The sequence below is a fragment of the Cupriavidus sp. 05L310 genome, from assembly GCF_056398185.1.
Map to the genome: position 1 here is coordinate 1 of NZ_JBFTOX010000114.1, position 10,802 is coordinate 10,802.

General features: G+C 60.7%; 9 protein-coding genes and 3 pseudogenes. 3 read left to right on the forward strand and 9 right to left on the reverse strand.

Annotated elements, in window-relative coordinates; translation table 11 throughout:
- Positions 1-274: 274 nt before the first annotated feature.
- A pseudogene (locus AC1DS6_RS41605) lies at positions 275-538 on the forward strand (helix-turn-helix domain-containing protein); the annotation flags it as partial.
- 77 nt (positions 539-615) lie between these two features.
- On the opposite strand, the gene AC1DS6_RS41610 reads toward AC1DS6_RS41605, so the two are convergent.
- From AC1DS6_RS41610 to AC1DS6_RS41640, 7 genes are all read right to left on the reverse strand, one after another.
- Positions 616-1,404, reverse strand: coding sequence for an enoyl-CoA hydratase/isomerase family protein (locus tag AC1DS6_RS41610; protein ID WP_477104696.1), 789 nt, complete (start codon positions 1,402-1,404; stop codon positions 616-618).
- Between the two features lie 30 nt (positions 1,405-1,434).
- Positions 1,435-2,331 carry an alpha/beta hydrolase gene (locus AC1DS6_RS41615; RefSeq protein ID WP_477104697.1) on the reverse strand — a complete coding sequence of 299 codons (897 nt, stop codon included), beginning with the start codon at positions 2,329-2,331 and terminating at the stop codon, positions 1,435-1,437.
- Between the two features lie 302 nt (positions 2,332-2,633).
- Positions 2,634-3,254: a flavin reductase family protein gene (locus tag AC1DS6_RS41620; RefSeq protein WP_477104698.1), complete on the reverse strand. Its 621-nt coding sequence runs from the start codon at positions 3,252-3,254 to the stop codon at positions 2,634-2,636.
- A gap of 230 nt (positions 3,255-3,484) precedes the next feature.
- A complete protein-coding gene (locus AC1DS6_RS41625; RefSeq protein WP_477104699.1) occupies positions 3,485-3,898 on the reverse strand; it encodes a tautomerase family protein in 414 nt (137 codons plus the stop codon).
- Positions 3,899-3,960: 62 nt separating this feature from the next.
- Entirely contained in the window at positions 3,961-4,371 is a 411-nt protein-coding gene (locus tag AC1DS6_RS41630) for a hypothetical protein (protein ID WP_477104700.1), read from the reverse strand.
- 46 nt (positions 4,372-4,417) lie between these two features.
- Positions 4,418-5,311 (reverse strand): alpha/beta hydrolase, encoded by an 894-nt coding sequence (locus tag AC1DS6_RS41635; protein ID WP_477104701.1) that lies wholly within the window; start codon positions 5,309-5,311, stop codon positions 4,418-4,420.
- An 8-nt stretch (positions 5,312-5,319) separates the two neighbouring features.
- Positions 5,320-6,303 (reverse strand): MBL fold metallo-hydrolase, encoded by a 984-nt coding sequence (locus tag AC1DS6_RS41640; RefSeq protein ID WP_477104702.1) that lies wholly within the window; start codon positions 6,301-6,303, stop codon positions 5,320-5,322.
- 267 nt (positions 6,304-6,570) lie between these two features.
- On the opposite strand from AC1DS6_RS41640, the gene AC1DS6_RS41645 reads away from it, so the two are divergent.
- Entirely contained in the window at positions 6,571-7,056 is a 486-nt protein-coding gene (locus AC1DS6_RS41645; RefSeq protein ID WP_477104703.1) for a winged helix-turn-helix transcriptional regulator, read from the forward strand.
- Between the two features lie 573 nt (positions 7,057-7,629).
- Here AC1DS6_RS41645 and AC1DS6_RS41650 read toward each other — a convergent pair.
- Together AC1DS6_RS41650 and AC1DS6_RS41655 are read right to left on the reverse strand one after the other, a co-directional pair.
- Positions 7,630-8,955: an IS701 family transposase gene (locus AC1DS6_RS41650; RefSeq protein WP_477104704.1), complete on the reverse strand. Its 1,326-nt coding sequence runs from the start codon at positions 8,953-8,955 to the stop codon at positions 7,630-7,632.
- Positions 8,956-9,439: 484 nt separating this feature from the next.
- Positions 9,440-10,572: pseudogene (locus tag AC1DS6_RS41655) on the reverse strand (IS110 family RNA-guided transposase).
- A gap of 125 nt (positions 10,573-10,697) precedes the next feature.
- On the opposite strand from AC1DS6_RS41655, the pseudogene AC1DS6_RS41660 reads away from it, so the two are divergent.
- Positions 10,698-10,802: pseudogene (locus AC1DS6_RS41660) on the forward strand (IS5/IS1182 family transposase); the annotation flags it as partial.

The following is a 10,802-nucleotide window of genomic DNA, read 5'->3' on the forward strand; positions in this document are numbered from 1 at the left end:
CGCGCCATCGCCGGCACCACCGCCCCACCCTGTGCTGGCTTCTCCCCTTCCGGCCAGCTTGACCGCGTTACGGCTAAACCACAAAAAGCACGACCGCACTGACATTTCAAATTAGCCAGCCGACTGACATCTAAAAACAGCCTAGACAAGCGATTGTAGAGGCCAAATCAGAATGTCCGCTTCCAGCCACATCAGAATGTCCTCTGGATAGACCTATACTGGTAGCGCCGGGGCTGGACGGGAGCGCGCCGTGAAGGATCGAGGGTTGATCACCATGAGTCTGCGCGAAGTTGACCGCTTCAAGGTCATTCAGGCCGTCGTTGAGCACGGGCTGATGGTTTGGCGCGCGGCCGAGAAGCTGGGACTGTCCCGGCGCCAGGTGGAACGCCCGGTGATCCGGTATCGCGAAGACGGTCCAAGCGGTCTAGGTTCGCGTAAGCGCGGTCACGAGAGCAACCGGCAGTTGCCTCCTGGGCTGGAAGCGCGGGCCCGCAGGCTGATCCGCGACACCTACGCCGACTTCGGCCCGACCCTGGCGCTTTCAGCGCGCCAATCCCCCATGCGCCTCAATCACCCGCGCCAGCAATTCGCGCATGTTCCGCTCCTTGACGGGACTTAACGGCCCTTGAATTCGAGCACCGAGCGTGGCGTGCCGGCCTTCAGGGCCTTGATGGCCGAAGCAAGCCCGTCCTTCACGTCTTCCGTCTCGAATAAGGGCATGGCAATGTTGAACATCACATCGTCGGCTGCCTGGACACCGCCGTTGGCCCAGGCGCGCAGCAAGGCCTTGTGGGCGGCGTGGGCGCGTGTCGGGCCGTGCACGAACTTCGCGGCGAAGGCATGCGCCTCTGCAAGCAGCTCGGAATCGGCGACGACGCGGTTGATCACGCCGAAGCGCTCCATCGTCGCGGCGGGGACACGCTCGGAAGTCAGCGCCCATTCCATGGCACGTGCGCGTCCTGCACGTTCAGCGACGCGGTAGATGCCGCCCAGCAGGGTCACGAGGGCAAGCGACTGTTCCGGCTGGCAGAACGTTGCGCTTTCGGCGGCAAAGATGACATCGGCGCGCAACGCCAGTTCGAAACCACCGCCGGCGCACAAGCCGTGCACCACCGCGATGACAGGCAAGGGCAGGCGTTCGAAGCGATTGAAGACGTCCATGTAACCCTCGAAGCGCGCACGCAACTGGCGGGAAGTGTCGTCGGGCCAGGGCATGATGTCGCCGCCAAAGCTGAAGTTCTCGCCTTCGGCGCGCACCAGCACGACGCGCGCCTCACTGCGTTCGATCGCGTTGATCGCCGCGGCCAGTTCGTCAACCATCTGGTCGCCGATGCGGTTTTGCGGCGAGCGATCGAGAATGATCGTGGCAATGCCATGCTCGATGGTATGGGTGAGATGAGACATGTCGGGCTCCTGCATTGTCGCAAGTTGAGGTTACGCGAGGTGTTCCTTGAACCAGTCCAGCGCGGCGGCACTGGATTGATCGAATCGGGTGGTGTACGGATCGAAGTGGCCGCCTGGGATCGTCACGAGGCGCTTCGGCTCAAGGGCGCGCTCGTAGGCGGCCAGCTCGAGATCGGTCAGCGTGATCGTGTCCTGCAGCGCGACGATCATTAGCAGCGGCGTAGGAGACACGCGCGCAATCCACGTGCCCGGTTCGTACATGCGCGCGGCGCGCGTCGAGCGCACCGTGACGCTGTTCTCCCAGGCGCCGTCTGGCACGGGCTGCAGATAGAACTCGATGGCATCCTTGGCGCGGTACGAAGCAGGGATGGCCGGATCGGCGCTGACGATCGTCTGCCTTCGCGGCGCCGCGCCGCGTGCTTGAGCGCGCTCGTCCGCCGCGAAGGCATCCTCGATGGCGGCGACGGCGTCGGGCGGAATGCGGCGCAGTCCTTGCTCGAAGCCGCTGATCGTCGGCACCTGCGCGACGACCGCGCGCAAGCGGCGTTCTGTTGCGCCAAGCACGAGCGCGTGGCCGCCGGAATAGCTCGTGCCCCACAAGCCGATGCGCTTCGCGTCTACGACGTCCTGGTGTTCGAGGAAGCTGATCGTGCGCCGCCAATCGGCGATCTGTCGCCATGGGTCGATATCCTGGCGCGGCGTGCCGTCGCTGGCGCCGAAGTTGCGGTGATCGTGCAGGAGGACGACAAAGCCGTTGGAGGCGAATTTCTCGGCGAATCGCTCCAGGCCGTGCTCCTTCACGCCGGCATAGCCATGCGCCATGGTGATGGCGGGATAGGGGCCGGTGCCGCCGGTGGGCACATAGAGCCAGCCGCGCAGCGTGACGCCGCCCTCGGCTTCGAAGGCGATATCGGTACGTTGAAACATGGGAGTTCTCCGTGTAGAAAGATGTCAGGCGGCGACCGAGTTCCTCGGAAAATTTCCGAGCGCCATCGAACGGCCGGTGATGAATCGCTGCGTGCATGGTCTTGCCGTCGTCATTCTTGGTGAGGGTCGTGACGCCGCGCAGGCCCGTGTCCTCGAATGCCGTTGTCTCCCATTCGAGATAATGGCGGTCGTTATGGCTGGCATCGCGGGTGAAGGCGAGCGAGATGTAGATGCTGCTTGCCGCCTATGCGTAGCGACAGCTCGCGCCTTTCACCCTTTTGCTCCGGTCGCTCGACGCCAAGTCAAGCACCCGGTCGCTCAAGCGTGAAGAGCTGCCCCGCGCCGATTTCGAAGTAGTCGGCCGGCCCACCGCCGCGCAGGATCGGGCGCGCCTGCGCAGTCTGGTACACGCCGTCCTTGATCAGTTGCCGGTCAATGTGGATCGCTACTGCTTCGCCTAACACCAGCCACGCCGGGAGCGCGGCGCCGCCCTGCGCCTCAAGCTGCACGATCTGGGTGACCACGCATTCGAACTGCACCGGGCTAGCCGCAACGCGCGGGGGTCGCACTTTGGCAGAGGGCAGCGTCTGCAGCTTGGCCAACTCGAACTCATCGACGTGCGCTGGCACCATCGCCGCGGAGGCGTTCATCGCCTCGGCGAGCTCTCGCGTCGCCAGATTCCATACGAACTCGCCGGTGTCACGCGCGTTGGCGAGCGAGTCCTTCGCACCAAGCGAGCAAAAGCCGACGATCGGCGGCTTGTAGCTGAACAGGTTGAAGAAGCTGTAGGGCGCAAGGTTGCGCACGCCGTCGTTAGAGACTGTGCTGATCCAGCCGATCGGTCGCGGAGCGACGATAGCGTTGAGCGGATCGCGACGCAGGAAGTGCCCCTCCGCCGGTTCGTAGAAATGCCAGTCGGTCATAGCTTTACCTCTTTGGGGACGGGCGCAAGGAATGCAGCCTCCAACGCCTCCGGCTCGGTGCGCGTCTGCAGCACCAGGGCCGGAGTGGTGGCTCTATTCATCCCGATACCCGTCCAGAGAATGGTGTCGGATCGGAGCCCGATGAGCCCCCCAACCTGAGAAGCGATCGGGACGTCCGTTTCAAGTCATTCACTGCCCCGAATCCAAAGAACAGGGCAGCTTCGTCCTTCTTACTTGTTTACCCAAGGCATAGAGAGGTCGATGTCAGAGACCAGCTTTCCACCGCCGAAGCTCATGCTCTCCAGGGGAATGGCATACATCATCAGGGTGACATCGTCCTGGCTGACGCCAACCTTTTCTACTGCGTATCGGGTGACCAACTCCGCGAGCTTGCGTTTCTGCTCCACCGTCCTGCTCGTGCCGGACGTCACCGTTACGATCATGCGCTTGTCGGATCTCTTCAAGTTAGGAAAAGTCGGATGGATGAAGAATTCATCGTCCTTGTGCTCACTGATGATGACGAAGCGATCATCCATAGGCGTATCCATGGCTTCATGAAGAGCGAGATTTAAGGCATCCGCCAGAGCCCGCTTCTCTTCGCTAGAGAACTTTTGAGCCGGAATGTGGGCGTGAAATATTGGCATGAGCGTTTGCTCGGTTGTGTTGTTCAGATTAAATGAGGCGATGAAGTTGGCTGTTTCCCGGCTTAGCTAAAGTAGTCCTGACCGAGTGTTCCTGCGAGCCGCTCCTTGAGGCCAGATGAGAACTCACGGACGACGGGAAACGGGCTTTGGAAGAGCTTGATGTTGTTGACGAGGCCAGACTCATTTTGAGTGAGGATGGTGATGCCGGCGACCGGCTTGCCACCGTGGATGGCATCCCACTCAAGGTAAGTCTTCGCACCGTCAACCGTCTCAGCAGTGAACACGAAGTGTTCATACATCGTGCTCGTCGCGGCGAAGAACGCTCCGATGAGCGTCGGGCCGACCACGGCCTTGCTGAGGGCAGAGGTCTGAAGGCTGGCGTCAGCGGTGAACGACGTCGCGAATTCGCTGGTTCCTTTCTTCTTGACGATTTCCATCCATGCCGTTGCCGGTGTGTTGGTGTCAGTAGTCATTGCATTCTCCAATCTGGTGTCTAAGTCTTCGTTGAGGGCGTGCGTGCTACTTCTCGAGGTGCCCAATGAGAAACTCGCCGGCCCTCTGCAGCGCGTCGTGGGCCTGAGGCAATGAGGCTGTCTGAATGTGCCAGACGTGCAGCATCTCCGGCCAGACCTCGAGGTATGACTTGCCGCCGGCCGCGCGCACCTTCCGGTCAATTTCAAGGGCGTCGTCGAGAAGTACTTCGTCGCTTCCGACATGGATGAGCAGTGGAGGAAAACCGCGCATGTCGGCGAACATCGGTGAGATGCGCGGATCCTTCAAATCGTGGTTGCCAGCGTAAGCCTCGACCATCGCCCGCATCGCGCTCGCGTTGACCATTGGGTCGCGGTCGGCCAACTGCGTTAGCGAGGGCAGCGTCAGCGTTAAGTCTGCCCATGGGCTAATGAGTAGCGCTGCTCGTGCGTCCTTGTGGCCCTTCGAGGATGCGTAGGCAAGGACGTTGAGAGCCATGCCGCCGCCACTGGAATCTCCGGTCACGGCAAACGGCTTGCCAAGCGCACGCACTGCTTCGTAGCCGCGGATGGACTCGTCGTAGGAAGCAGGGAATGGGTGCTCGGGCGCCCAGGAGTGGTCCAGGACGATAACCTGGGACTTAGCCGCTCTAGACAACTCTCCGAGCATGCCCAGATGCGAGGCAGGAGAGCCAGCCACCCAGCCGCCACCGTGGAAATGGTAAATGACACGGTCTTTGGACGCATCGGGAGCCGTAATCGCCACCGCGGCTATGCCACCGAGTTCGGTCGGCTCGACGGTTAGGTCAGCCGCCGGCGGGTTTGCTTGTGAAATTGCCTCCATGCCGACGCGGAGCGTCTCGATCGTGCTTACGGGATGCGCAATGTTGAAGGCGAACATCGCCTCGCGGAGCTTGCGGGCGGAAGATGAATCGTAGGCCATGGTTCACCTCACTTCAGGTTGAGGAAAGTTACGGGTACCCAGTCGTAGCCAGTGCCGGTGTCGGCCTTTCGAATACGGCCCAGGCCCGGGAACGGCATGTGGGCTGCGGCAATCATCGTCTTGTCCGCGGCGAGTTTCACCAGAAGGTCTTCACGCGTTTTGATGGCCGTCGCGCCGTCTGAGTCGAAGGCGATGCCGATTTCCGGATGCGGCATCTGGACGGCGAGGACGTGAGCGGTATCACCCCAGACCAGCAGCGACTGACCCTTTGAGGAAATCATGTAGCCGGTGTGACCGGGCGTATGGCCGGGAATGGCATACGGTGCGATGCCGGAGACGATTTCGTCCATGCCTTCGTACGGCTTCCATTTGCCGGCAGCGATGTAAGGCGCTGCTGCATCCTGTGCCACCTTGAAGAAGATCTTTGCGTCTTCCGGGGCCTTGGTCATGATTTCCTTCGACAGCCAGAAGTCGGAGTCGGCCTTCTTCATCATCACGGTCGCGTTCGGGAAGACGCGTTTCCCGTCCTTGTAGATTCCGCCAACATGATCGGCGTGAAGATGGGTCAGCAGCACCAGGTCAACTTGCTCCGGCTTGTAGCCGGAGGATTTCAAGTTTTGCACGAGTTTGCCCAGCGCGGGTGGACCCCAGTGGCCACCTGCACCCGTATCGATGAGAACGAGCTTGGAACCTGTATTGACGAGGTAGCCTTGGACGGTGGCCGAGACATTCTTGGGATCGTTTTGAAAGGAGCGCGCCAGGAGGGACTGGATGAGGGCCGGATCGCCATGCAGGAGGCTGGAGTCAATGCCGGCGCTGCCGTCATGCAGCGCGGTGACCTCATAGTCGCCAATCATCGTGCGATAGAAGCCCGGAACCTGCTTGTGCTGCATCGGCGCTGCAGCTTCGGCCGGGGCTACAGCAACGAAGGTGCTGGCGAATGCTAACGATACCGCGAGCACGGTACGCGAAATGAGGGGGGAGAATTTCATCGTGTTTTCCTAACCAGCGTGTGTAGTGGGATACGTATCTACGTAATGATCTTTAGCGAAACGCCAACTCATCGCGCCTTGTCGTTGCTGCCACCTTCCCGGCCACCCGCACTACCGAATTGCCGCCGTGACCCGTGATGAAAGCCGCACGCGTGTTCGATTCCTCCGTCGATGTGGCAGGACCTTGAAGCACTTGCAAAGCGCAAGTGGTTGAATAATATTCTGACCGATTGCATAATGCAAGTAGAAATTTGAGGGGGATTGGCTGTGCAACAAACAGGACGATCGGGCTGCCCGATCAACTTGACGCTTGAGCAGATTGGCGACCGCTGGAGCCTGATCGTTATCCGCGATGTCATGTTCGCGAACCGGCGCAGCTATGGCGCCCTGCTGGAACGAAACGAGGAAGGCATCGCGTCGAACATCCTCGCAAGCCGACTGAAGCACTTGACCGCGTCTGGCCTGCTGACACGATCTCCGGATCCGAATCATCAGCAGAAAGGAATCTATAGCCTTACGGAAGCGGCCATACAGCTTGTACCTGTGCTTGCACATATGGCTGCCTGGGGCCTTCGGCATACGCAAGCGAGCAAGGAAGCGTCTTTACGCGCGGAGCTGCTGGAAAGGGGCGGCCCTTCACTTTGGAGTGTCCTTATGGACGAACTACGTCACCTGCATCTCGGTGCTCCGCGGCCGGCGAGCTCGGCATTGGACGAACTCCGCGCCGACGACGAGAAGGCAATCGCAAATTAGTACTAATCTTTGCGTCCTGACATACATCATGTAGGGCAAAGCTAGCGGTGTCCGCTATGTGAAAACTTCGCCACGGTCTGCAAAGGGCACATAGCTGAAGTAGCCGGGCAAAGAAGCCGATCATCCGCCCCTGAAAGTGCCAAAGGCCGGTCTGTCACCAGAACCGGCCATTTTTCATGGAGAGGCCACCGACCGCTTAGGCCGAACACCGGGCAAGCCAGGTGCGCGCTGGATGCCCGTTGAGCACTCGAAAGCGGCGGTAAGGACTACGTGAGCCTGGAAGGCGGCAACGGGTCGGGAAGAGCCAGTTTGCACCCGATGAGGAGCAGTCCAGGTAATTCGCGTTTCTCGTCTCAAGGAGTCCAGCCTACCGGCATCGCGCAGCACGTGTGGGAGGGGCGGGGCACCGAGCGCGCGCCGATGCGCTCGCCGCGCGCGGTCTTTGGCATTGGCTCCGCAGGGCGGCAATCTCATAGGTATGTGCTAATTCTACTGTGTCATAAATTGAATCGACCATCGATTGATGCGCAGCATGGGCAAAGCCCAAGGCTGCGCATCAGGTGGAAGCTAAGGTTATGACGGAGTGTCGTGATCGAATTCGCCACGTGTCGCTGCGCGCGCAGGGCTGCCACGGGGGATGTAATCCGCGGGAAGCGCAGGGACTTGGCGTTCGAAGAAGTTTTTTTTACTGCCTTCTGACTTGTCGGCAGTGAGTCGTTCGGCCATCAGGAAGCCATAGGCTGCGATGCTCAGCGTCGCGTGATGGTGGAATCCGCGCCAGCCTCGCCCTTCGTAATGACCAAGGCCGAGCTCTTGCTTCAAGTCTTGGTAATCGCGCTCAATACGCCAACGCATTTTGGTCACGAATACCAGTTGCTCTATCAGAGCATCGGCTGGTGCTGTGGACAAGAAGTATTTGGTTGGCTCCGTTTCGCCCTCCGGCCACTCGACCAGCAACCACTCTTCGTCACGCAAGGTGCTGCGCCAATAGTCCCTGTGCGCCGGGCGAACCCGCACGGCCGCAAATCGCGATGAAAGGGCCGTATTGGTGCCTTCCCGCCAAGCCACCACTTGGTAAGCACTCGAGGGTAAAGTCATCGCCAGGGTCTTCACGGAAACCGGCTCATGGCCCGGTGCGCGACGCAGCAACTTCGGTGGCCTGCCCGGACCGCTAGCCGGTTTGGCCGGCAGTGGCGAGACGCCCCGCGGCCACACTGTCGTCGTGGAGCGAATCCCGACCGCGTAAAGCAGACCCAACTCGGTCAGGGTTTCGCGAAAGCCGGTTTCATCGCCATACGCAGCGTCGGCCAGCACGACTCCGACAGGCACGCTGGCTGCGATCGCCTCCCGTACTTGCGCCAAGGCAATCTCTGGCTTGGTGGCAAACGCGATATCGTCTGGCACGCCGGCCTTCTGGCGGCTAGTCGCATCGTCGGCCCATTCCTTGGGGAGATAAAGCTGATAAGCAATCGGAAGGCTGCCTTGCTCTGTAGCCAGTGACAGGCTGACTGCCACCTGGCAGTTGTCCTGTTTGCCAAGCTGGCCGCAATATTGGCGCGCCACACCCACTGAATGTTTGCCCTTCTTCGGAAAGCCCGTGTCGTCAATGATCCAATAACGACCGCTTTGAGCTTGCAGCAAAGGCTGCACCCATTCCCGGACGCGCCCCATCAATGCCGCATCCGACCAATCGGATTTAGAGACGAAGTGGTGCAGAGACTGATGCCGGGCACTGGCATGCAGTGGGTCAACCCGTGCCGCCATCGGTTCGACGCTCTTGCGCGACAGCGGCAGCATCAGGCCAGTGCAATAGCTCTCCAAGCCGGCCCGGCGATCTGCATGCCCCAATCCCTCAGCCAAGTAGTTCATGTACTCCGCAAATCGGTCGCTTGTACTCATGCACTTCCACCTTGAATGAAGAAGCGCATATAATGCACTATTTTTTATGACACAGTAAGACTTCTATGGGGCGTTGGAAGTCAAGCACCTATTGCTGTGTTTTCCGTTCGACAGTTATCTCCTGTTGAGACGCGCTGCAAGTTATCCACGGCTGGTCAGCGGGTCGTCTGTCACGACCACGACGCTGACCAGCCGTGGGGTAACTTGCACGACAAAGGCGCGTGGTCTCAGTTTGGTGTCCTTTCAATATCCCGTGACTTAAACGGGATGGAGGTCGGAGTGTCTGATACCTGGGCAGTTGCCCGGTCCAACTTCTATCCGTGCCGGCGCCAGGCCGGTCACCACATACCGCATGCGCAAAGCGCTGGAACACTCCCTTACCGACGCGCCCCATCTAAAACTACGATTACCAGTCGGGTAATCCTCCTACTGTCCGGGCGCGCTAACCTTCAAACCGTTAGTCGACTGACGCTGGAGACTCAGTTCACGAGGCATTGCCGGCGACCGACTTGAGCATTGCCCCGAGCGGAATCTCGCCATACTCCAGGTAGCGCCACAACGCGATCGCCAGACGGCGCGCGAGGGCGACAATGCCGATGCGTCGCGAACGCTTCCCGGCGCCGGCAAATCGTTGTCTAAACCATTGACTCAACTGGGTTGCCGGCTGAAAGCGCAACCAGCTCCATGCGAGCTCCACCAGCAGCCACCGCGCCCGTTTGTTGCCCGCCTTGCTGATGCCCTGTTCGACTTCGCTGGTGCCGCTTGCATAAGGGGTCGGCGCCAAGCCCAGACAGCCGGCGAGTTCACGGCGATTGTGGAACTGCCGCCAGCCAAACAGTTCCTTGACCAGGGTCCATGCACTGCCAGTGCCGATACCTGCAAGCCGCGTCAGCACGGCGATCGCGGGTTGTGTCCCGCCGTGGACTTGGTGGTTCTGGAGCGTCTCCAGTGTCCTGATCTGCTTGGCGACGAGTAACAGCCGCTCGAACTCGCGTTCAATCTCGGCGCGCAAACTTGGCAAGAGCTGCGCAGCATGCTGGGCCCACCAGCATGTCCACGAGCGCCCACCGATGTGTTCGGGAACACCAGCAGCGAGCGGATTCGGTTGCTGTGGGCGGTGCGCTCCTGGCGCAGGCGCCCGAGCTCGCGATGCACGCGCCGCTCATCTTCCTGCTCTTCGGTTGGGACCCGCGCGACTGCCCACACTCGCCGCTCGCCCGCGTAGTAACGCATCAGCATCGACAACAGCTTGTCGCTGTCGAGCCGGTCGGTCTTCGCACGGCGCGCCCGCCGGTTCACTTCGATACTGGCGGAATCGACCACCAGGTTGACGATGCCGTGTGTGCTGAGCCAGCGGTGCAGCCAGAAGCCGTCCCGCCCGGCCTCATAGCAGGAGCGCACCGGCGCATCGGCGGGCAGATGACACCGGGCTTTGGCCTTGGCGATTGCCGTCAGGACCGATGTCATGTAACCGGCCGCCACCGAGCATCGGCTCGGCCCGCGCACGCCGTCGCCCAGCGACAGCTTCCAGCTCTTGTCGCCCAGTTCGAAGGCGATGTACAGCCAGCCGGTGATCGTCGTATTCTGCCCGTGAAGGGCTGTGTCAGGCGCGTCCATTTGCGTGCTCCTCGAGAAACGATACTTGGAATCTTCGTTTTACTCCAGGGGGCTTACCTCCGCGGCCCTTCATAGTATCTAAGAGCCCGTTTGAAAATTCACCGCAGATGTGTTCTAACGTTTGGATGTGGAAAAAAGAACATCGAGAGCGGCAGGCAAGCATGGCGGCCAAGACGAAGCGGTATCCGAGCGATCTGACGGACATGGAGTGGGCAGCGATGGAGGGACTG